The 20,068-nt window shown below is 69.8% G+C and carries 18 protein-coding genes and 1 tRNA gene; 11 read left to right on the plus strand and 8 right to left on the minus strand.

Translation table 11 applies throughout. From position 1 onward, the window contains the following. Window positions 1-1,067 (plus strand): methyl-accepting chemotaxis protein (locus VNT59_RS05265; protein WP_325497271.1); only part of this gene is annotated, 1,067 nt, incomplete at its 5' end. Window positions 1,068-1,093: 26 nt separating this feature from the next. Next, window positions 1,094-7,177: an Hpt domain-containing protein gene (locus tag VNT59_RS05270; RefSeq protein WP_325497272.1), complete on the plus strand. Its 6,084-nt coding sequence runs from the start codon at window positions 1,094-1,096 to the stop codon at window positions 7,175-7,177. Here the strand turns inward: VNT59_RS05270 and VNT59_RS05275 are convergent, their stop codons facing one another. Beyond that, window positions 7,178-8,665 (minus strand): deoxyribodipyrimidine photo-lyase, encoded by a 1,488-nt coding sequence (locus VNT59_RS05275; protein ID WP_325497273.1) that lies wholly within the window; start codon window positions 8,663-8,665, stop codon window positions 7,178-7,180. Window positions 8,666-8,746: 81 nt separating this feature from the next. On the opposite strand from VNT59_RS05275, the gene VNT59_RS05280 reads away from it, so the two are divergent. Genes VNT59_RS05280 through VNT59_RS05305 form a run of 6 tightly spaced genes read left to right on the plus strand, consistent with a single transcriptional unit; the run spans window position 8,747 to window position 13,379 of the window. Next, entirely contained in the window at window positions 8,747-9,346 is a 600-nt protein-coding gene (locus VNT59_RS05280) for a YqgE/AlgH family protein (protein WP_325497274.1), read from the plus strand. Between the two features lie 45 nt (window positions 9,347-9,391). Next, on the plus strand, window positions 9,392-9,808 hold the full coding sequence (gene ruvX, locus VNT59_RS05285; RefSeq protein WP_325497275.1) for a Holliday junction resolvase RuvX: 417 nt from the start codon (window positions 9,392-9,394) through the stop codon (window positions 9,806-9,808). Beyond that, the gene (gene pyrR, locus VNT59_RS05290) at window positions 9,805-10,359 is read left to right on the plus strand and encodes a bifunctional pyr operon transcriptional regulator/uracil phosphoribosyltransferase PyrR (RefSeq protein ID WP_325497276.1); all 555 of its coding nucleotides are present in this window, start codon (window positions 9,805-9,807) and stop codon (window positions 10,357-10,359) included. The genes ruvX and pyrR overlap by 4 nt, the downstream gene beginning before the upstream one ends. A gap of 2 nt (window positions 10,360-10,361) precedes the next feature. Continuing rightward, window positions 10,362-11,327: an aspartate carbamoyltransferase catalytic subunit gene (locus tag VNT59_RS05295; protein WP_325497313.1), complete on the plus strand. Its 966-nt coding sequence runs from the start codon at window positions 10,362-10,364 to the stop codon at window positions 11,325-11,327. Next, the gene (locus VNT59_RS05300) at window positions 11,324-12,628 is read left to right on the plus strand and encodes a dihydroorotase (protein WP_325497277.1); all 1,305 of its coding nucleotides are present in this window, start codon (window positions 11,324-11,326) and stop codon (window positions 12,626-12,628) included. The genes VNT59_RS05295 and VNT59_RS05300 overlap by 4 nt, the downstream gene beginning before the upstream one ends. Before the next feature lie 13 nt (window positions 12,629-12,641). Further along, complete coding sequence (locus VNT59_RS05305) at window positions 12,642-13,379, plus strand: lysophospholipid acyltransferase family protein (protein ID WP_325497278.1); 738 nt, start codon at window positions 12,642-12,644, stop codon at window positions 13,377-13,379. 17 nt (window positions 13,380-13,396) lie between these two features. Here VNT59_RS05305 and VNT59_RS05310 read toward each other — a convergent pair whose 3' ends face one another. Then, window positions 13,397-13,630, minus strand: a complete 234-nt coding sequence (locus tag VNT59_RS05310; protein ID WP_325497279.1) for a hypothetical protein — start codon at window positions 13,628-13,630, stop codon at window positions 13,397-13,399. Window positions 13,631-13,889: 259 nt separating this feature from the next. Between VNT59_RS05310 and VNT59_RS05315 the strand changes: the two genes are divergently transcribed. Continuing rightward, on the plus strand, window positions 13,890-14,666 hold the full coding sequence (locus VNT59_RS05315) for a YdcF family protein (protein WP_325497280.1): 777 nt from the start codon (window positions 13,890-13,892) through the stop codon (window positions 14,664-14,666). 259 nt (window positions 14,667-14,925) lie between these two features. Beyond that, window positions 14,926-15,594 (plus strand): Type 1 glutamine amidotransferase-like domain-containing protein, encoded by a 669-nt coding sequence (locus VNT59_RS05320; protein WP_325497281.1) that lies wholly within the window; start codon window positions 14,926-14,928, stop codon window positions 15,592-15,594. A 61-nt stretch (window positions 15,595-15,655) separates the two neighbouring features. On the opposite strand, the gene VNT59_RS05325 is transcribed toward VNT59_RS05320, so the two are convergent. From VNT59_RS05325 to VNT59_RS05345, 5 genes are all read right to left on the minus strand, one after another. Then, a tRNA-Arg gene (locus tag VNT59_RS05325) sits at window positions 15,656-15,730 on the minus strand. 90 nt (window positions 15,731-15,820) lie between these two features. After that, window positions 15,821-17,011, minus strand: coding sequence for a VWA domain-containing protein (locus tag VNT59_RS05330; protein ID WP_325497282.1), 1,191 nt, complete (start codon window positions 17,009-17,011; stop codon window positions 15,821-15,823). A 2-nt stretch (window positions 17,012-17,013) separates the two neighbouring features. Then, on the minus strand, window positions 17,014-17,613 hold the full coding sequence (locus VNT59_RS05335) for a GNAT family N-acetyltransferase (RefSeq protein ID WP_325497283.1): 600 nt from the start codon (window positions 17,611-17,613) through the stop codon (window positions 17,014-17,016). After that, a complete protein-coding gene (locus tag VNT59_RS05340) occupies window positions 17,613-17,828 on the minus strand; it encodes a hypothetical protein (RefSeq protein WP_325497284.1) in 216 nt (71 codons plus the stop codon). The genes VNT59_RS05335 and VNT59_RS05340 overlap by 1 nt, the downstream gene beginning before the upstream one ends. Window positions 17,829-17,847: 19 nt before the next feature. Continuing rightward, a complete protein-coding gene (locus VNT59_RS05345) occupies window positions 17,848-18,690 on the minus strand; it encodes a MoxR family ATPase (RefSeq protein WP_325497285.1) in 843 nt (280 codons plus the stop codon). A gap of 92 nt (window positions 18,691-18,782) precedes the next feature. Between VNT59_RS05345 and VNT59_RS05350 the strand changes: the two genes are divergently transcribed. Continuing rightward, complete coding sequence (locus tag VNT59_RS05350; RefSeq protein ID WP_325497286.1) at window positions 18,783-19,502, plus strand: c-type cytochrome; 720 nt, start codon at window positions 18,783-18,785, stop codon at window positions 19,500-19,502. 59 nt (window positions 19,503-19,561) lie between these two features. Here the strand turns inward: VNT59_RS05350 and VNT59_RS05355 are convergent, their stop codons facing one another. Further along, window positions 19,562-19,996 carry a DUF1841 family protein gene (locus VNT59_RS05355; RefSeq protein WP_325497287.1) on the minus strand — a complete coding sequence of 145 codons (435 nt, stop codon included), beginning with the start codon at window positions 19,994-19,996 and terminating at the stop codon, window positions 19,562-19,564. Between the last annotated feature and the right edge of the window lie 72 nt (window positions 19,997-20,068).

The raw sequence follows: 20,068 nt of genomic DNA on the forward strand, positions 1-20,068 counted from the left end.
GCAAGCGCCAGATGGTCGCGGAGCAGCAGCGGCACGAAGCCGAGCGGCAGGAGCAGGAAGCCAAGCGCGTGAACGACGCGAACCAGGCGGCCATCTTGCGGCTGATGAACGAACTGCAGACGGTGGCCGAAGGCGACCTGACGCAGGAAGCGACCGTGACCGAGGACATCACCGGCGCCATCGCGGACTCGGTGAACTACACGGTGGAGGAACTGCGCCAGCTGGTGGGCAACGTGCAGACCACGGCCACGAAGGTGGCGGCCACGACGGCGCAGGTGGAATCGACGTCGACCGAGCTGCTCGCCGCGTCCACCGAACAGCTGCGCGAGATCCGCGAAACCGGCCAGTCGGTGCTCGACATGGCGACCCGAATCAACCAGGTGTCAGAGCAGGCGCAGGAATCGGCCCAGGTCGCGCGCCAGTCGCTGGTGGCCGCCGAGTCCGGCCTGGCCGCCGTGCAGAACGCGATCGGCGGCATGAACTCGATTCGCGACCAGATCCAGGAAACCTCCAAGCGGATCAAGCGGCTGGGCGAGTCCTCGCAGGAGATCGGCGAAATCACCGAGCTGATTTCCGACATTACCGAGCAGACCAACGTGCTGGCGCTGAACGCCGCCATCCAGGCGGCCTCGGCCGGGGAAGCCGGCCGCGGCTTCTCGGTGGTGGCGGAAGAAGTGCAGCGGCTGGCGGAACGCTCCGCCGATGCGACGCGCCAGATTTCGGCGCTGGTGAAGGCGATTCAGACCGACACGCAGGACGCCGTGGCCGCCATGGAGCGCTCGACGCAGGGCGTGGTCGAAGGCGCCAAGCTGTCCGATAACGCCGGCACCGCGCTGACCGAGATCGACCAGGTGTCGCGCCGGCTCGCCGAGCTGATCGAGCAGATCTCGGCTTCCGCTTCCAAGGAAGCGCAGTCCGCCAACGTCGTGGCCGACAACATCCAGCACATCTTCGCCGTGACCGAGCAGACCGGCGAAGGCACGCGCTCGACGGCGCAGCAGGTGCGTGAACTCTCGCGCATGGCCGAGGAGCTGCGCCAGTCGGTCGCGCGGTTCAAGATCGCCTGAAGGCCGCCGTCCCGCCCGAGCTTTTCATGCAAGCCACCGAACACGACCTCGACCTGGCCACCTCCGACCTCGGGCCGCTGGCCTGGGTGCTGGACGAGCTGCGCAAGTCGCTCGCCTCGGCCTCGGCCGCGCTGCGCCGGTTCGTGCGCGACACCAGCCTGGCGCGCGGCGCCGACCTGGCGTCGGTCGACGACGGCCAGTTGCGCATCGCCCGCCAGCAGCTGCATCAGGCCGTCGGTGCGCTGGAGATGGTCGGCCAGGGCGGGCCCGCGCACATGCTGCGGGCCATGGAAGCGGCCGTGCAGAAATTCATGGAGCGGCCCGAGCTGTGCACCGAGGCCGCCGCGGCCAAGGTGGAACGGGCCGGCTTTGCGCTGACCGACTACCTGGAGGCCCTGCTGCTCGGCAAGCACCCGTCGGCCGTGGCGCTGTTCCCGCAATACAGGGACGCGCAGGAGCTGGCCGGCGCCGACCGCAACCATCCGGCGGACCTGTGGGCCATGGAGTGGCGCTGGGAAGACCCGCAGGCGCCGGCGCCGGCCCAGACGCTGGCCTACGGCCCGCCGGTGCGCGCGCGGCTGGACGCGGCGGTGCTGCGCGTGATGAAGGCCGGCGACGCCGAGGCGGCCCATGACGTGGCCCAGGTCGGCCTGGGCCTGGCCGCGGCGCAGACGGCGCGCGAGCCGCGCATTTTCTGGAGCGTGTGCGCCGGCTTCTTCGAAGCGGTCGCGCTCAAGCTCGTTCCGCTGGACATCTACGTCAAGCGCGCCGCCACCCGGGTGCTGATGCAGTACGCATCGCTGGCCAAGGGCGACGCCGGCGTGTCGGACCGGCTGGTCCAGGACCTGGTGTTCTTCTGCGCCCAGGCGGCCTGCGGGAGCCGTCCGGGCGCCGACGCGCTGCGGGCGGTGCGCCAGGCGTGGCGGCTGGACCGCTACCCGCCGGTCGATTACCAGACGGCGCAGTACGGGCGGTTCGATCCGGCGGTGCTGGCGCAGGCGCGCAAGCGCATTGCCGCGGCCAAGGACCTGTGGTCGTCGCTGTCCGGCGGCGAGGCAGCCAAGCTCAAGGGCCTGACCGAGCAGTTCCAGAAGCTGTCCGACGCGCTGCTGAAGCTCCACCCGGCCACCCGGCCGCTGGCCCAGGCCCTGCAGCTGGTGATCGAAGCCGTGGTCCGTTCCGGACGCCCGCCCGGCGCCGAACTGGCGATGGAAGTGGCCACGGCGGTGTTGTACCTCGAGGCGGCCTTGCAGGACATGGATCCGGCGGACGCCGAACTGGCCGACCGCACGGCGCGCCTGGCCGAGCGCCTGGACCAAGTGCGCCAAGGCGGCCAGGCCGACGCGCTGGAGCCCTGGATGGAGGAGCTGTACCGCCGGGTCAGCGACCGCCAGACCATGGGCAGCGTGGTCAGCGAACTGCGCGGCACCCTGGGCGAGCTCGAGAAGGTGCTCGACCAGTTTTTCCGCGCCCCGGCCGAGAAGGGTCCGCTGCGCGAGGCGCCCGGCTACCTCTCGCAGATGCGCGGTGTGCTGTCGGTGCTGGGCCTCGATCAGGCCGCCCAGGCGGTCGCCCGCATGCGCGAGGCGGTCGAGGCGATCATGGTGGCCGAGGGCGATGCCGAGCAGGCGCGCGCCGCCGGCACCTTCGAGAAACTCGGCAACAACGTCGGCGCGCTCGGGTTCCTGATCGACATGCTGAATTACCAGCCGGCGCTGGCCAAGAAGCTGTTCATCTACGACGACGAGGCGCGCGAACTGCGGCCGCTGATGGGCCGCGCCGCGCCCCCGGCCGAGCAGCCGCTCACGGCCGCCACCCACGAGTTGTCGCGCCAGGTGAGCGCCGCGGCCGCCGCGCCGCAGGACATCTCGCGCGAGCAGCTCTCGGCCAAGCTCGACACGCTGGCCCAGCAGGCGGCGCTGGCGGAGCAGCCTTCGGTGGCGCAGACCGCGCGCGAAGCCGCCGCGACCTTGTCGGCGCATGGCCCCGAGGCCGCTGCGGCAACGCTGAGCCAGCTGTCCGCCGCGATGAAGCCGCAGCCGGCGGCCACGCCGGCGCCTGCCGATGAGGCGGGGATCGAGGAAGACGATCTGCTCGGCATCTTCCTGGAAGAAGCCCGCGAGGTGGTGCAGAACGGGCAGGCGGCGCTGCAGGCGCTGGCCGTGCAGCCCGCCGAGGTGTCGGAACTCACGATCCTGCGGCGCGCGTTCCACACGCTCAAGGGCAGCTCGCGGATGGTCGGGTTGACCGAATTCGGCGAAGCCGCGTGGTCGCTGGAGCAGGTGCTCAACACCTGGCTGGCCGACCAGAAGCCGGCCAGTCCTTCGCTGCTGACGCTGGCCGGCCAGGCGATGACCGGCTTCGAGCGCTGGATCGGCGATGTGGCGGCGCACGTCGACGGCGGCTGGAAGGCCGCCATGTTCCGCGGCCCGGCCGACGCATTGCGCACCGACAACCGGCTCATGCCATTGGTGCTGCCGCAAGCGCCGGCCCCCGCCGCCGCGCTGGAGGAATTGCCGGCTGCCGGGGCCGAGCCGGACGTGCCGCCACCGGACGCGCCGGCCCTGGATTTCGATTTCGCGCTCGACGCGCCGGTGGCCGCGGCGCCGCAGCCGTTCGCGCCCGAGCCCGCAGCCGAGCCGGCGTTCCCGCCAGTCGAGGCCCCCAGTGTCGCTCCGACCGAACTGCCCGCGCCGGATCAACCGGCATCCGGACGGGCGGCGCTCGACGAGTCGGCGGCGCAGGCGGATCTCGAGACAGCCCAGGTGCCGCGCGGTCCGTTGGAAACCGACGGGGTGCTGACGCCGCCGGACGTGCCGGCGGCCCTGTCGCCAATCGATCTGCCGGCAGAAGACTTCGATATCGATCTGACGGCGCACCTGTCGGGCGAGCCGCCCGCGGCGCCGGCCGCGCCGCCGTTGGAAATCGCCGGCATCGATTTCGACAGCCTTGCTGCTGCAGCGGGGCATGCCATCGAACCCGAAGCCGCGCCGCAGCCGGCGCACACCGCCGCATTGCCGGCCGGCATCGAGGTCTCGGACGAGACGCCGATGGACGAACTCGCGCTCGACCCGAGCGACTTCGCGCTGGCGCCGCCGGCATCGGAGGCGCCGGGCATGGCCGGCACGCCGGCCGCACCAGAGCCGGTGGCCGCCGAACAATCGACGGCGGCCCAGCCAACCGATGGGGCCGAAGAAGGGCGGCTGTCGGAAATCGACAGCGACGAACAGGTCAAGGTGATCGGTTCGCTGCGCATCGGCATACCGCTCTACAACGTCTACCTGAACGAAGCCGACGAGTGGTCGCGGCGGCTCGCCACCGAGATCGCCGAGTGGGCGTTGGAGCTCAACCATCCGGTCCAGGATTCCACGGTGGGACTCGCCCATGCGTTGGGCGGCAGCTCCGCCACTGTGGGTTTCCACGCGCTGTCGGAGATTGCCCGCGCGCTCGAGGGCGCCTTGCAGCGCGCCCAGTGGCTGCCGGTCGGCACGGCGCAGCATGCCCAGGCGTTCGGCGACGCCGCCGAGGAAATCCGCCGGCTGCTGCACCAGTTCGCGGCCGGCTTCCTGAAGGAAGCGAATCCCGACATCCTGGCCGCCCTGCAGGCGCTCGACGAAGCGCCGCTGACCCAGAGCGGTTTCGGCGCCAGCGTGCTGCCCGAGGAGGCGCAGGAGGCGCCCGCCCCGCCCCCGGTGGGGGCCGAGCCCAGCGCCGCTGCGGTCGCGGTGCCGCAGCCGGCGTCGGCCGTCAGGCGCGTGACCGAGGAGGAGGTCGAGCACGAGGATTTCGACGTCGCGGATGCGATCGACCCCGACCTCTTCCCCATCTTCGAGGAAGAAGCGCAGGAGCTGATGCCGCAACTCGGCGGCGCGCTGCGCCAGTGGGCGGCGCGGCCCGACAACCGCAGCGCGCGCGACGAAGTGCTGCGGTCGCTGCACACCATCAAGGGCAGCGCCCGCCTGGCCGGGGCCCTGCGCCTGGGCGAACTGGCGCACCGCCTCGAGTCCGAGATCGAATCCCTCGGCTGGGAACAGGAGTTCACGGTCGCCGACATCGACCCCTTGCTGCAGCGCTTCGACGGGCTGCAGGCGAATTTCGACCGCGTGCGGGCGCGCCTGGCCGGTGCCGCGCCCGCGCCGGAGGCGTTCGCTGCCGAGGCCGCAGGGGCCGCCGAGGTGACCGCGCCAGCCGCGCCCCTGCTGGCGCCTGCGCTCGCGGCGGCCACCACGCACCTGGCGCCCCAGCGCACCGCCGGCACGGTGCGGGTGCGCTCCGAACTGCTGGACCGGCTGGTGAACCGGGCCGGCGAGGTGACCATCACGCGGTCGCGGCTGGAAGCCGAAGTGCGCCAGCTGCGCGCCTCGCTCACGGACCTCACCGGCAACCTCGACCGGCTGCGCGCCCAGCTGCGCGACATCGAGCTGCAGGCCGAATCGCAGATGCAGTCCCGCCTGGCGCAGGCCCGCGACACGGCGGCCGGCTTCGACCCGCTCGAATTCGACCGCTTCACGCGCGTGCAGGAGCTCACGCGCATGATGGCCGAGTCGGTCAACGACGTCGCCACCGTGCAGCGCAACCTGCAGCGGACCGTGGAAGCGACGGAAGACAACCTGGTCGAGCAGGCGCGGCAGACGCGCGAACTGCAGCGCGACCTGCTGCGCACGCGCATGGTGGAGTTCGAGAGCATCTCCGACCGGCTGTACCGCGTGATCCGCCTGGCCTCCAAGGAAACCGGCAAGCAGGTGAACCTGGACATCACCGGCGGCACGATCGAAATGGACCGCGGCGTCCTCGATCGCATGACGCCCGCGTTCGAACACCTGCTGCGCAACTGCGTGGCCCACGGCATCGAGTTGCCGCAGGCCCGCGGCGCCGCCGGCAAGCCGCCGGCGGGGACGGTGCTGATCGGGCTGCACCAGGAAGGCAACGACGTCTCGGTCGAATTCCGCGACGACGGCGCCGGCATGGACCTCGCGGCGATCCGCCGCAAGGCCGCCGAGCAGGGACTCGTCGCGCCGGGGCAGGCGCTGAGCGACGCCGAGGCCGCGAACCTCGTTTTCGTGCCGGGGTTTTCGACCGCGGCGCAGGTCACCGAACTCGCCGGCCGTGGCATCGGCATGGACGTGGTCCGGGCCGAAGTGAACGCGCTGGGCGGGCGCATCGAGACACAGACCGAGGCCGGCCAGGGCACCACCTTCAAGCTGGTGCTGCCGCTGACGACCGCCGTTACCCAGGTGGTGATGATCCGCAGCGGCCAGCTCAGCGTCGGCGTGCCGGCCAACCTGGTGGAGATCGTCCGCCGCGCGACGGCCGCGGAGGTGCAGCAGGCCTATGAAACCGGGCTGTACGAGCTCGGCTCGGAGCAGCTGCCGTTCTACTGGTCCGGCGCGTTGCTGCAGGCCTCGCGCGGCAGCATCGAGCCGCCGGCGAAAACCATGCACATCGTGGTGGTGCGCAGCGCCGCGCAGCGCATCGCCATGCATGTGGACGAAGTGCTCGGCAACCAGGAAGTGGTGGTGAAGAACCTGGGGCCCCAGCTCGCGCGGCTGCCCGGCCTGGCCGGCATGACCGTGCTGGCCTCGGGCGCCGTGGTGCTGATCTACAACCCGGTGGCGCTCTCCACGTTCTACGGCGAGCAGGCCCGCCAGCTCGGACTCAGGCCGGGCGCCGTCGAAATTGCGCCGCCGGCGCTGCCGGCCTCGCCGGAGGCGATGACCGCGGCCCAGGCGCAGATCCCGTTGGTGCTGGTGGTCGACGATTCGATCACGGTGCGGCGGGTCACGCAGCGCCTGCTGCAGCGCGAGGGCTACCGCGTGGTCCTGGCGGCCGACGGGCTGCAGGCGCTCGAGCGGCTGGCCGAGGACGTGCCGGCGGTGGTGCTGTCGGACATCGAGATGCCGCGCATGGACGGCTTCGACCTGGCCCGCAACATCCGCGGCGACGATCGCCTCAAGCACCTGCCGATCGTGATGATCACCTCGCGCATCGCCGAGAAGCATCGCGAGCACGCCAAGGAGCTCGGCGTCGATCACTACCTGGGCAAGCCGTACGCCGAAGAGGAACTGCTGAGCCTGGTCAAGCACTACTGCAGCATCGCCGCCGCGGCTTGATCAGGCCGGGTGGCCGCGGACCGCGGCATAGCGGCGCAGCGTCTGCTGCCGTGCCGTCTCGTGGTCGACGATGGGCGCCGGGTAGGTGACTCCCAGTTCGATCCCGGCCGCCGCCAGTTCCAGCGGCGCCGCCGTCCACGGCGCGTGCAGCGTCGGGCCGGCCAGGCCGGCCAGCTGCGGCAGCCAGCGCCGGATGAAGCGGCCCTCGGCGTCGAACCTGCGGCTCTGCGTCACGGGATTGAAGATCCGGAACCAGGGCTGCGCATCGCAACCGGTGGACGCCGCCCACTGCCAGCCGCCGTTGTTGGCGGCCAGGTCGTAGTCGAGCAGCTGGCGGGCGAAATAGGACTCGCCGCGGCGCCAGTCGATGCCGAGGTCCTTCACCAGAAAGCTGGCCACGACCATTCGCAACCGGTTGTGCATGAAACCGGTGGCGTTGATCTGGGCCATGGCCGCGTCGACCAGCGGATAGCCGGTGCGCCCCGCGCACCAGGCCGCGAAGCGCTGCTGCGCCAGCGGGCCGTGCTCCCACTCGATGGCGTCGTAGGCCGGTTTGAAGCTGCGCCGCTCGCCCTCCGGCCCGGCGATGCGCGGGAAGTTCGACAGGATCTGCAGGTAGAAGTCGCGCCAGATCAGCTCGTCCAGCCAGACGGCCGCGCCCTGGCTGCCGGCCTGGGCCCGCGTCTGGGCCAGGCGCGCCAGGGCCCGGATCGACACGGTGCCGAAGCGCAGGTGCACGCTCAGCCCGCTGGTGGCGGCCAGGGCCGGGAAGTCGCGGGTGCGGCCGTAGTCGTCGATGCGCTCGGCGAAGGCCGCCAGCAGGGTCGCCGCGCCGGCGCTGCCGGACACGACGCCGAGCTGGCGCAGGTCGGTCCGGGCAAAGCCGAGCGCCTCCAGCTCGGGCACCGCGCGCTGCCAGCGCGCCGGCCGTGGCGCCAGCCGCCGGCCATGCTCCTGGACCGGGTGCGGCGCCAGGTCGTCGGGCCCCAGCTTGGCCAGCCAGGCGTTCCGGTACGGCGTGAACACGGTGTACGCGCCGCCGCCGCGGGTCAGCAGTTCGGACCGCTCGAAGATCGCGTGGTCCTTGAAGTCAGCGAAAGCGATGCCGGCTTGCGCCAGCCGCGTGCGCACGCCCTGATCGCGGGCGAGCGCCGCCGGCTCGTCGTCCCGGTTGGCGAACACCGCTTGCACGCCAAGCGCCTGCGCCAGACGCGGGATCTCGTCGAGCGCGGCGCCGTGGCACACGATCAGGCCGGCGCCGCCATGGCCGGCGAGCTGGCGCAGGTCGCCATCGAGCTGCACCAGCGACTCGCGGATGAACTCGACCCGGCGATCTGCTGGCGGCAGGGAGTCCAGGATCGCGCTGTCGAACAGGAAGGCGCAATGGACCTGCCGGCACTGCTGGAGCGCGCGGGACAGGGCGGCGTGGTCGTGGGCGCGCAGGTCGCGCCGGAACCACACCAGGCCGAGGGGATGGGTGCTGGACATGCGGTGGCTGCCCGGCGGTGCGGCCGCCGGGCATCGTCATTGTCCGGTAGCGCCGATTCGTGCTGGCGCTAAAATTGCGCCATGCCGGCCGATGATCCTTCGATCAACCTCACGCATCACTTCCTGATCGCGATGCCGGGCATGCAGGACCAGGCGTTCGCCCGCAGCGTGATCTACCTGTGCGAGCACAGCGCGCGGGGCGCCCTCGGCCTCGTGATCAACAAGCCCAGCGACATCGATCTGCGCCACCTGTTCGACAAGGTGGAACTGCCGCTGGGCCGCGCCGACCTGCAGCGCACCCCGGTGTTCCAGGGCGGACCGGTGCAGACCGAGCGCGGCTTCGTGCTGCACGAAGCTGTGCTGGCCGGCAGCGCCGCGCCCACCGAGCCGGTCTATGCGTCGACCATGACCATTCCGGGTGGTCTGGAGATGACGACGTCCAAGGACGTGCTGGAAGCACTCTCGACCGGCGCCGGTCCGCGCAAGGTGCTGGTGTCGCTCGGCTACTCGGCCTGGGCGGAGGGCCAGCTCGAGTCGGAGCTGGCGGAAAACAGCTGGCTCACCGTGGAAGCCGACCCGGCCGTCATCTTCGACACGCCGGTGGAGCAGCGCTACGACAAGGCGCTGTCGCTGCTGGGGCTGCAATCCTGGATGCTCTCGCCGGCGGCGGGGCATGCGTAGGGCGGGCATGAGACGACGCCCCGAGCACCTTGCGGGGGCCGCAGCATGAGCCTGGCGGCCGTGCCGGACGTTCCCTCCCACCTTCAAACCTTTCTCGCTTTCGATTACGGCCTCAAGCGCACCGGCGTCGCCGTGGGCAACCGCCTGCTGCGAAGCGCGACGCCGATGCCGACGATCCGGGCCGAGGGCCGGGCGCAGCTGGCGCAGGCCGAGGCCCGCGTGCGCGAATGGCAGCCCGACGCGCTGGTGGTCGGCGTCCCGTTGCATCCGGACGGCGCGCCGCACGAGAACACCGAGCGCGCGCAGCGGTTCGCCCGCCAGCTGCGCGGCCGGCTCCAGCTGCCGGTGTTCGAAGTCGACGAGCGCTACAGCACCACCGAAGCGCTGGCGCAGGGCGCCGCCGATGCCGACGCCGGCGCCGCCTGCATCATTCTTGAACAGTTCTTGAGGAGCTTGCCGTGAGCACATTCAACCCAGCCCGGCCGAGCCAGGGAGGATCTTCCCCCCCTGCCGCGGGCGCCCTGTTTCTCGACGCCGAGGCGCTGTACCGCGAGCTGTTGCGCGGCGTGCAGTCATTGCGCGGCCAGGAGGGCCGCCTGGTCGGCATCACCTCGGGCGGCGCCTGGCTGGCCGAACGGCTGCAGGGCGACCTGCAGCTGCCCGGCGAGCCCGGCGTGATCTCGTCGGCCATGCACCGCGACGATTTCGCCAAGCGCGGCCTGGCCGGCGCCGGTCACCAGACGCAGCTTCCGTTCGACGTCAACGACGCGCACATCATCCTGCTGGACGACGTGCTCTACACCGGACGCACGATCCGCGCCGTCCTCAACGAGCTGTTCGACTACGGCCGCCCGGCCAGCGTCAAGCTCGCCGTGCTGGTGGACCGCGGCGGCCGCGAGCTGCCGGTGTCGGCCGATTTCGCCGCGGCGCGGGTCGCCCTGCCGGACACGCAATCGCTGGCGCTGGCGCGCGATGCGAGCGGCCGCTTCAGCTTCCAGGTCGAGGGGCAATGACGATGCTCTACAAACGCAATCCGCAATTGAACAAGCACGGTGAACTGGTTCACCTGCTGTCCATCGAGGGGCTGCCGCGCAGCCTCATCACCCACATTCTGGACACCGCCGCCAGCTTCGTGAGCGTCAGCGACCGCGAAGTGAAGAAGGTGCCGCTGCTGCGCGGCAAGAGCGTGTTCAACCTGTTCTTCGAGAACTCCACCCGCACGCGCACCACGTTCGAGATCGCCGCCACCCGGCTGTCGGCCGACGTGATCAACCTCGATATCGCGCGCTCCTCGTCGTCCAAGGGCGAGTCGCTGCTGGACACCATCGCCAACCTGTCGGCGATGGCCGCCGACCTGTTCGTGGTGCGGCACAGCGAGTCGGGCGCGCCGTACCTGATCGCCGAGCACGTCGCGCCGCACGTGCACGTGATCAACGCCGGCGACGGGCGCCATGCGCATCCGACGCAGGGGCTGCTGGACATGTACACCATCCGGCACTACAAGAAGGACTTCTCGAACCTGACGGTGGCGATCGTCGGCGACGTGCTGCACTCGCGCGTGGCCCGCTCAGACATCCATGCCCTCACCACGCTGGGCTGCGCCGAGGTGCGGGTGGTGGGCCCCAAGACCCTGGTGCCGTCCGACATGGCGCCGATGGGGGTGCGGGTGTGCCATTCGCTGGAGGAGGGCATCCGCGGCTGCGACGTGATCATCATGCTGCGGCTGCAGAACGAGCGCATGAGCGGCGCGCTGCTGCCGTCGTCGCAGGAATTCTTCAAGAGCTTCGGCCTCACGCCCGAGAAGCTGCAGCTGGCCAAGCCCGACGCGATCGTGATGCACCCCGGTCCGATCAACCGCGGGGTCGAAATCGATTCGTCGGTGGCCGACGGCCGGCAAAGCGTCATCCTGCCGCAGGTGACCTTCGGCATTGCCGTGCGGATGGCGGTGATGAGCATCGTGGCGGGGACGGAAGCATCATGAAAATCCTGATCAGGAATGGCCGCGTCATCGACCCGGCCTCGAAGTTCGACGCGATCGCCGACGTGGCGGTGGCCGCCGGCCGGGTGCTGGCGATCAAGAACGTGCCGGAGGGCTTTGCGCCGACCAAGGTGATCGACGCGAGCGGCTGCCTGGTGGTGCCTGGCCTGGTCGACCTGTCGGTGCGGCTGGGCGAGCCGGGCTACGAGCACGAAGGCATGCTGGAAAGCGAGATGGCGGCGGCGGTGGCCGGCGGCGTCACCAGCGTGGTCTGCCCGCCCGACACCGATCCCGTGCTCGACGAGCCGGGGCTGGTCGAAATGCTCAAGTTCCGCTCCGAGAAGCTGCACCAGGCGCGGGTGTTCCCGCTGGGGGCGCTCACGCGCCGGTTGGAAGGCGAGATCCTCACCGAGATGATGGAACTCACCGAGGCCGGCTGCGTCGGCTTCAGCCAGGCCGAGGTGCCGCTCGGCAACACGCAGGTGGTGCAGCGCGCGCTGCAGTACGCCGCGACCTACGGCTACACGGTCTGGCTGCGGCCGCAGGAACTGCACCTGGGCCGCGGCGTGGCGGCCAGCGGCGCCCTGGCCACCCGGCTGGGCCTGCCGGGGGTGCCGGTGGCCGCCGAAACCATCGCGCTGCACACCATCTTCGAGCTGATGGCGGCCACCGGGGCCCGGGTCCACCTGTGCCGCCTCAGCAGCGCGGCGGGCGTGGAACTGGTGCGCCAGGCCAAGGACCGCGGCCTCGCGGTCACCTGCGACGTCAGCGTGAACTCGCTGCACCTGACCGACGTCGACATCGGCTATTTCGACAGCCGCATGCGGCTCAATCCGCCGCTGCGCCAGCAGCGCGATCGCGACGCGCTGCGCGCGGGGCTGGCGGACGGCACGATCGACGCCCTGGTGTCCGACCACACGCCGGTGAGCGAGGATGCCAAGACGCTGCCATTCACGGAAGCGGAGCCGGGCGCCACGGGGCTGGAGTTGCTGCTTGGCCTGGCGCTCAAGTGGGGCCAGGAGAGCGGGCTGGACGTCGCGCGCGTCCTGTCGGTCCTTACCAACGAGCCGGCCCGGGTGCTGGGGCGCGCGCTGGGCACCTTGCAGGCCAGCGTCGGCCAGCTGGTGGACGGCGGGATCGCCGACGTGTGCGTGTTCGATCCGCAGGCCCATTGGACGGTGGAAGCGGCATCGCTGCGCAGCCAGGCCAAGCACACGCCGTTCTCCGGCTACGAGCTGCCGGGGCGCGTGCGCTGCACGATCGCGGCGGGCCAGGTCGCCTTCGAGGGATGGGATCGCGCCTGAGCGCCGACCGCCGATGAATTCGCTGCGCGCCGCCTGGCGGCTGTGGCGCGCGGTGCTGCACGCGCTGGGCGGCCTGGCCACCATCCTGTTGCTCTTTCCGAGGATGACGGATGCTGCCCGCGAGGCGCGCGTGCAGACCTGGTCGCTGCGGATGCTCGCGCTGCTTGGCGTGCGGCTGGAGGTGCGCGGCGCACCGCCGTCGAACGGTCCGGTGCTGCTGGTGGCCAACCACATCTCCTGGCTCGACATCCTCGTGATGCACGCGGCCCGCTACTGCCGCTTCGTCTCGAAGGCGGACGTGAAACGCTGGCCGGTGATCGGCTCGCTGGCGACCGGCGGCGGCACGATCTACATCGAGCGCGAATCGCGCCGGGATGCGATGCGGGTGGTGCACGCGATGGCCGACAGCCTCAAACGCGGCGAGGTGGTCGCGGTGTTCCCGGAGGGCACGACCGGCGACGGGATCGAACTGCTGCCGTTCCACGGCAACCTGATCCAGGCGGCCATCGCGGCGCGGGCCCCCGCGCAACCGGTGGGCCTGTGTTTCCTGGATGCACGCACGCGCCGCCTGAGCCACTCCCCTTCGTACGTCGGCGACGAGACCCTGCTGGGTTCGGTCTGGCGGACCTTGAGCGGCCGCGGCCTGGTGGCCGTGGTCCATTACGGCGTGCCGCAGCTGCCGCACGGCCGCACGCGCCGCGAATGGGCGGCCGACCTGCGGACCGCGGTCGCGGCGCTGCGCCAGGTATGAGCGGCCGGCCCCGGGCGTCAGGCCTCGTCCGTCCAGTCGAGCCTGGTGTTGGCCGGTTTCCGGAACACCACCTCGCCGGTGGGCACGTGCACGACCCGGATTTCCTGGCCGGACGGTTTGGTCGCGCTCTTGGCCGCCATGGCGACGGCCAGGTCGCGGTTGTGGAAGAAATACTGGTGGCCCCCGGACAGCGGCCACAGCCGGCCGGTGATGGGGTGGTTGCTTTCGACGCGGAAATCGGCTGGCGACATGGGAACCTCGCTGCTCTCTTCGGTCTCGCCTGGACTGGAATGCTGCGCTCGCTCGAAACCATGCTAAGCAGCCGACCTCGTGCCAGCGCATCGCCCTTGCAAGCCGCCGGTCACAGCTGTAACTGAATGCGATGACGCGTTGCGACAAGTTAATGATTGGCGGTCCTGTCTGTAGGACGGGAGCCAGCATGCGCGTCGGAATAGCGCTCCCGGCGCGCCGCCAGCTCGGCCGCGGCGCCAAGGCCGCAGGAGGGATCGTGTGATCGGCAAACTCGTCATCGCAGCGATCTCGCCGCTGGGCACCGCGCTCTTGCTGGGGCTGTTCGGACTCGCCGTGCACCGCTGGGCGGCGGCGCCCTGGCGGGCCCGCGGGCTGCGCTGCGTCCTCGCGGCACTCGCCTGGTTGTGGCTGTGGTCCATGCCCGTCGCCAGTCACGCGCTGCGCGGCTGGTTGGAAGCGCAGGCGGGGCCGCGCACCATCGACGCGCTGCCTGCGGCGCCGGCGATGGTGGTGCTTGGCGGCGCCATGCGCGGCGCGCGGCCACCGCTGCGGCCGGACCCGGACCTCGGGTCGGCGGCCGATCGCGTCTGGCACGCGGCCCGCCTGTATCGGGCCGGCAAGGCGCCGCTGGTCGTGCTGTCCGGCGGCAGCGCCCGGCCGGGGCAAGCGCCGGAGGCGCAGGTGATGGGCCAGCTGCTGTCGGAACTGGGCGTGCCGGCGACGGCGCTGGCGACCGAGCCGCGCAGCATCACCACCACGGAAAACGCCGCCTACACCGCGCAACTGCTGCGGCAGCGGCACATCGGCCGGATCCTGCTGGTCACGTCGGCGCTGCACATGAGCCGGGCGCGGGCGCTGTTCGAACGCCAGGGACTCGAAGTGATTCCGGCGCCCACCGACTACGAGGTGGTGCAGCGGCCGTTCGATTTGCTGCAGGTGGTCCCGGACGGAGAAGCGCTGGAAGGCAGCGGACGCGCGATCAAGGAGATCGTGGGCGCGCTGGTCGTGGGCCAGCCGGCAATCACCAGCCGATAGTTCCGCCATGACCGGCCGACAGCGGCGGACCTTGCGCGCAGGAGCCGCAACGCATCGGGCGCCCGGCGGCGGGCCCCGGCCGGGACCTTCTCGGTGCTCGGCATCGTCAGGAACGCCTCGACTTCAGCTCGCCCGAGCTCGCGCGATGCCGCGGGCCGTGAAAGTTCACGAAGCATCTGCTCCAATCAAGGGTTGCAGGTGTTGTTCCGCATCCTGCGACTCACGACACAGTCAGGCCCCATGGGCCATGCAGAGGGATATGAAGCTTCTTCTCACCTCGGGGGGCATCACGAATGCGAGCATCCGGGACGCCCTGGTTCATCTCCTGGGCAAGCCGATCGCCGACGCCAGCGCCCTGTGCATCCCCACGGCGGAGTACGGGCACCCGATGTGCACTCCTGCCTCGGCCTGGCGTTTCGTCGCGGGCCAGAGCGCAGCACCCATGTGCGATCTGGCCTGGAAGTCATTGGGCCTGCTGGAGCTGACGGCGCTGCCCAGCATCGGACAGGAGCGCTGGGCCCCCTGGGTCCGAGCGGCCGACGTCCTGCTGGTGGACGGCGGCGATGCGACGTACTTGTGCCATTGGATGCGGCAGTCCGGTCTGGTGGACATCCTGCCGTCCCTGCGCGAGACGGTGTGGGTTGGGGTGAGCGCCGGAAGCATGGTGATGACTCCCCGGATCGGAGAAGACTTCGTCAGCTGGAAGGCATCCGCCGCGGGCGACAAGACCCTGGGACTCGTCGACTTTTCGATCTTCCCGCACTTGGGTCACGAATTCATGCCGGAAAACACCATGGCCTATGCGCAAGAGTGGGCGAAAGGTATCGGCGGTCCGGCATACGCCATCGACGACCAAACTGCCATCAAGGTGGTCGGTGGCGTTGCCGAAGTGGTCTCCGAGGGCCGCTGGAAGTTCTTCGCCCCGTGACCACGGAGACTCGTCTGATTCACTTGCGATCCCGGCTTGGGCCGGCGACGCGGCCAGGTCCTGGCGCCCCCGACAGGAATCGAACCTGTATCTAGCGCTTAGGAGGCGCTCGTTCTATCCATTGAACTACGGCGGCCGAGAGTGCGCCATTGTAATGGCGCACTGGCGGCCGCCGTTCGGCCGAATGTGGGTTCCCCATCGCCGGCCCTTCCCCTTCCCAGCGCACTTACTTCGACAGCAGCCGCATCGCCTCTTCGAGGCCCTTGAGCGTCAGCGGATACATCCGCTGGTTCATCAGTTGCTGGATCACGCTGATGCTCTGGCGGTACTGCCAGACGCCCTGCGGCTCGGGATTGATCCAGGCGAACTTGGGGAAGGCGCTGGTCAGGCGCTGCAGCCACTCGACCCCGGCTTCCTCGTTGTTGTATTCGACGCTGCCGCCCGGCTGCAGGATCTCGTACGGGCTCATGGTCGCATCGCCGACGAAGATCAGCTTGTAGTCCTTGTTGTACTTGCGGATGATGTCCCAGGTCGGGAACTTCTCCGAAAAGCGGCGCCGGTTGTTCTTCCACATGAAGTCGTAGACGCAGTTGTGGAAGTAGTAGAACTCCAGGTGCTTGAACTCCGCCTTCGCCGCCGAGAACATCTCCTCGACCCGGTGAATGTGTTCGTCCATCGTGCCGCCCACGTCCATCAGCAGCAGGATCTTCACGTTGTTGTGCCGCTCCGGCACCATCTTGATGTCCAGGTAGCCGGCGTTGGCCGCGGTGGAGCGGATCGTGTCGTCGAGATCCAGTTCCTCTTCCGAGCCTTCGCGCGCGAACTTGCGCAGCCGCCGCAATGCCACCTTGATGTTGCGCGTGCCCAGTTCCTGCGAGTCGTCGTAATCCTTGTACGCGCGCTGGTCCCACACCTTCACCGCGCTGCGGTTGCGGCCCTTGTCCTGGCCGATGCGGATGCCCTGCGGATTGAAGCCGTAGGCGCCGAACGGCGAAGTGCCGCCGGTGCCGATCATCTTGCTGCCGCCTTCGTGGCGCTCCTTCTGCTCCTCGAAGCGCTTTCTCAGCGTCTCCATGAGCTCGTCCCAGCCCATCTTCTCGATCTTCGCCTTGTCTTCGGGCGAAAGTTCCAGCTCGAGGTTCTTGCGCAGCCACTCCAGCGGGATGTCCTTGGTGAAGTCGGCCACCATCTCCACGCCCTTGAAGTAGGCGGCGAAGGCGCGGTCGAACTTGTCGTAGTGCTTCTCGTCCTTCACCAGCGCGGTGCGCGAGAGGTAGTAGAAGTCGTCGATGCTGTACGCGCCGTCGCTCTCCGGCCCGACGACGCCGGCCCGCAGCGCCTCGACCAGCGTCAGGTATTCCTTGACCGAGACCGGCAGCTTCGCGCTGCGCAAGGTGTAGAAGAAATCGATCAGCATGCTCAGGCCTCCCGCGGGCGGACGAGCTGGTATTCGAGGTGCGACTTCACCTCCGGCCATTCGCCGGCGGCGAGGCTGTACATGACGGTGTCGCGCACCGTGCCGTCGCGGCGCAGCGCGTGGTGGCGCAGCACGCCGTCCTTCTTCGCGCCCAGCCGCTCGATGGCGCGCTGGCTGGCGAAGTTGAAGTTGTCGGTGCGCCAGCCGACGAGCTGCGCGCCAAGGGCGTCGAAGGCGTGCGACATCAGCAGCAGCTTGCATGTCGTGTTGACGTGCGAGCGCTGCCAGCGCCTGGCGTACCAGGTGTAGCCGATCTCCAGCCGTTCCACCGCCGGCACGATGTCGTGATAGCGGGTCGTGCCGATCACGGCGCCGCTGGCCAGGTCGCGCACGGCGAACGGCAGCATGTGCCCGTCCTGGTAGCCCTTGAGCGCCGCGGCGACATAGCCGGGCGCCTCCCCCGGCGCCGGCACCGACGTGACGCGCAAGGTCCACAGTTCGCCGTCACGAGCGGCGGCTTCGAGCCCGGCGACATGGTCCAGCGTCAGCGGCTCCAGCCGCACGCCCCGCGATTCCAGCGTGCACGGTTCGGGCTTGCGCATCACTCCTCCTTGCGCCGGCCCGCCCGCCAGCGGCGGGCCAGCTGCAGCCCGGCGCCGCCGCCCAGCCCGGCCAGCAGGATGCCGGCGACGCTGCTGCCGGTGTAGCCGGTCGCGAACACGTCCCAGCCGGCCAGCCGCCCGACGCCGAAGCCGAGCAGCGCGCCGGCCAGGAAGCCGATCGCGTCGGTGAGGCCTTCGAGCAGCAGCTTGTTCATGTCAGCCTCGGCCCGCCCTTCAGCGGTTGTGGCGCTGCATGAAGACGAGCTTCTCGAACAGCGTCACATCCTGCTCGTTCTTCAGCAGCGCGCCCACCAGCGGCGGCACGGCGACCTTGTCGTCCTTGCTCTGCAGGGCTTCGAGCGGAATGTCCTCGGCCACCAGGAGCTTGAGCCAGTCCAGCAGCTCGCTGGTCGACGGCTTCTTCTTGAGTCCCGGCAGGTTGCGCACGTCGTAGAAGGTCTTCATCGCCGCCGTGAGCAGCTGCTGCTTCAGGCCCGGGAAATGCACTTCGACGATCTGCCGCATGGTGTCGGCGTCGGGAAACTTGATGTAGTGGAAGAAGCAGCGGCGCAGGAAGGCGTCCGGCAGCTCCTTCTCGTTGTTCGACGTGATGAACACCAGCGGGCGGTGCCTGGCCTTGATCAGCTCGCGCGTCTCGTAGACGTAGAACTCCATCCGGTCGAGCTCGCGCAGCAAGTCGTTCGGAAACTCGATGTCGGCCTTGTCGATCTCGTCGATCAGCAGCGCCACCGGCTGGTCGGCGGTGAAGGCCTGCCACAGCACGCCCTTGACGATGTAGTTGTGGATGTCCTTGACCCGCTCGTCGCCCAGCTGCGAATCGCGCAGGCGGCTGACGGCGTCGTATTCGTACAGACCCTGCTGCGCCTTGGTGGTGGACTTGATGTGCCACTGCAGCAGCGGCACGCCCACCGCCTGCGCCACTTCCTCGGCCAGCATCGTCTTGCCGGTGCCGGGCTCGCCCTTGACAAGCAGGGGGCGCTTCAGGGTGATCGCGGCATTCACCGCCAGCATCAGGTCCTGGGTGGCGACGTAGCTCTGGGAGCCTTGGAACTTCATGGGGAAATCCGGGAGGTGAAGGTGGCTGGACCGCCAGTTATACTCAAAGGTTCATTTCGAAACTGAACCTCTTACCGGATTTTGCTCGCAAAATGAATCTGTTGTTCAACGCGTTCTTGGCCTTGGGTGTCGCTTGCGTGACCAGTCTGGCCCATTCCCAGTCCGCGACGCCGGCGGCAGCGCCGGCGCAGCAGCAGGCCGTGGCCCCGGCTGCCGCGGGCGGTGTCAGCATCGAGTCGAAGGTCGCGATGTGCATGGGATGCCACAACATTCGCGGCTACCAGGCGAGCTTTCCGGAAGTGCACAAGGTGCCGATGATCGCGGGCCAGAGCGCCAAGTACATCGCGGCCGCGCTCACCGCGTACAAGAACGGCGATCGCAAGCACCCGACGATGCGCGGCATCGCGGCGAGCCTGACCGAGCAGGACGTGGCCACCATCGCCTCCTACTACGAGAGCCTGCCCAAGGAAGAAGTGAAGCCGCTGGCCGAGAAGCAGTCGCGTGAACCGAACGCCCAAGTGGCCGGCCTGCTGCAAAAGGCCGCGTGCGTGTCCTGCCACGGCGCGAACTTCTCCAAGCCGATCGATCCGAGCTACCCGAAGATCGCGGGCCAGCATGCCGATTACCTGTTCGTCGCGCTCAAGGCGTACAAGACCGAGAACAACCCCGCCGTCGGCCGCAGCAACGGCGTGATGGGCGCCATCGCCAAGCAGTTCAGCAACGCCGAACTGAAGGCGCTCGCCAGCTACGTGGGCTCGCTGGACAGCGAATTGCGCGTGCATCCCGAGCCGCGCTTCCACCGCGGCCGCTGATCCGGCCCGATCCCTGCAACGAGCCCCGCGATGCGGGGCTTTTTCATTGGGGACATGCCTCAGTCGCGGGTGGCGCGCCGCTGCACGCAGGCCACGTAGGCGTCGCCGTCGGGCGGCAGGCCGGAGCGCTGGCTTTCCCACAGCATCTGGCCCAGGCACTCCATCGCCTCGTGGTGCGCGTCGTGCAGCGAGTCGCGGCGGGCGGCCAGCAGTTCCACCGCCTGGCGGATGCCGCGCGGCTGGTCGATCGAGCACTGCTCGCTGATCGACAGGTGCATCGACAGGTGCAGGAAGGGGTTGCTGCGGCCGTCCTGGCCGTCGTAGGCGCGGGCGAGGGCCGCGTCGGCGTCCTCGAGTTCCGCCTGGTACTCGGGATGGTCCTGCAGCCACTGCGCCGCCAGCGTTTCGAGCGCGTCCATCGGCTGTCCGGCCCGGGCCTTGCCCTGCACCGAACAGAAGAAGCGCCGCACGTCCGCCTGAGAGGGATTGAACATGGCGGCCAGCGTAGCACGGGCGGGACGGCCGCCGGCGACGCTGGCTCTAGAATGCTGCGCAGGAAGTCAGAC

It is taken from the genome of Ramlibacter sp. (assembly GCF_035554825.1).
Classification (GTDB): domain Bacteria; phylum Pseudomonadota; class Gammaproteobacteria; order Burkholderiales; family Burkholderiaceae_C; genus Ramlibacter.

Excerpts from the sequence above, each read along its gene's own strand:
- VNT59_RS05305 (WP_325497278.1), top strand. The coding sequence starts at position 12,642 with ATGAATTCGCTGCGCGCCGCCTGGCGGCTGTGGCGCGCGGTGCTGCAC.
- VNT59_RS05310 (WP_325497279.1), bottom strand. The coding sequence starts at position 13,630 with ATGTCGCCAGCCGATTTCCGCGTCGAAAGCAACCACCCCATCACCGGC.
- VNT59_RS05275 (WP_325497273.1), bottom strand. The coding sequence starts at position 8,665 with ATGTCCAGCACCCATCCCCTCGGCCTGGTGTGGTTCCGGCGCGACCTG.
- VNT59_RS05295 (WP_325497313.1), top strand. The coding sequence starts at position 10,362 with ATGCTCTACAAACGCAATCCGCAATTGAACAAGCACGGTGAACTGGTT.
- VNT59_RS05280 (WP_325497274.1), top strand. The coding sequence starts at position 8,747 with ATGCCGGCCGATGATCCTTCGATCAACCTCACGCATCACTTCCTGATC.
- VNT59_RS05350 (WP_325497286.1), top strand. The coding sequence starts at position 18,783 with ATGAATCTGTTGTTCAACGCGTTCTTGGCCTTGGGTGTCGCTTGCGTG.
- VNT59_RS05355 (WP_325497287.1), bottom strand. The coding sequence starts at position 19,996 with ATGTTCAATCCCTCTCAGGCGGACGTGCGGCGCTTCTTCTGTTCGGTG.
- VNT59_RS05330 (WP_325497282.1), bottom strand. The coding sequence starts at position 17,011 with ATGCTGATCGATTTCTTCTACACCTTGCGCAGCGCGAAGCTGCCGGTC.
- VNT59_RS05345 (WP_325497285.1), bottom strand. The coding sequence starts at position 18,690 with ATGAAGTTCCAAGGCTCCCAGAGCTACGTCGCCACCCAGGACCTGATG.
- ruvX (WP_325497275.1), top strand. The coding sequence starts at position 9,392 with ATGAGCCTGGCGGCCGTGCCGGACGTTCCCTCCCACCTTCAAACCTTT.
- VNT59_RS05335 (WP_325497283.1), bottom strand. The coding sequence starts at position 17,613 with ATGCGCAAGCCCGAACCGTGCACGCTGGAATCGCGGGGCGTGCGGCTG.
- VNT59_RS05340 (WP_325497284.1), bottom strand. The coding sequence starts at position 17,828 with ATGAACAAGCTGCTGCTCGAAGGCCTCACCGACGCGATCGGCTTCCTG.
- VNT59_RS05320 (WP_325497281.1), top strand. The coding sequence starts at position 14,926 with ATGAAGCTTCTTCTCACCTCGGGGGGCATCACGAATGCGAGCATCCGG.
- VNT59_RS05270 (WP_325497272.1), top strand. The coding sequence starts at position 1,094 with ATGCAAGCCACCGAACACGACCTCGACCTGGCCACCTCCGACCTCGGG.
- VNT59_RS05300 (WP_325497277.1), top strand. The coding sequence starts at position 11,324 with ATGAAAATCCTGATCAGGAATGGCCGCGTCATCGACCCGGCCTCGAAG.